This window comes from Vibrio sp. 1249-1, from assembly GCF_033340495.1.
Map to the genome: position 1 here is coordinate 1 of NZ_JAWOWJ010000942.1, position 565 is coordinate 565.

At 40.7% G+C, this 565-nt stretch carries 1 protein-coding gene; it reads left to right on the top strand.

All coding sequences use genetic code 11. The annotated features are described in order from the left end of the window. Positions 1 to 182 precede the first annotated feature (182 nt). The coding region (locus R7Z50_RS29825) for a helix-turn-helix domain-containing protein (protein ID WP_318150056.1) at positions 183 to 565 on the top strand (383 nt) is incomplete at its 3' end.

Below are 565 nucleotides of genomic sequence, written 5' to 3' on the forward strand. Positions count from 1 at the left end.
AAAGCGCAGCTAAAGCAGAATGTTTAGGGCTAATGTTCGTATGTTCTTGGGCTTGTTTCCGTATTTTAATTTTTAGTCTTCAGTTCCGACTAGATCTGACACTTCAATTTGAAAAGAAGAGAGTTACCCACTTTGATTAAAGGTGCTTAATCCGAAATCAAAGAAACTAAGAGGTAACTCTCATGCTTCATACTAGCAATCCAATCATCAAACACAAAGCTGGTCTTCTCAATCTTGCAGAAGAACTTGGCAATGTATCAAGAGCCTGTAAGGTTATGGGTGTATCAAGAGACACTTTCTACCGTTATCAAGAGCTGGTTGAAACAGGTGGTGTTGACGCATTGATTAACCAAAGTCGAAGAGCACCAAACCTTAAAAATCGTGTCGACAATGAAACTGAACAAGCGGTTTTAAAGTACGCGATTGATTTCCCCGCACACGGCCAAGTGAGAACAAGCAATGAGCTGCGAAAGCTAGGCGTGTTTATCTCTCCAAGTGGTGTCCGCTCAATCTGGCTTAGAAACGATCTTGAGAACTTCAAAAAGAGACTTATTGCTTTAGAGAA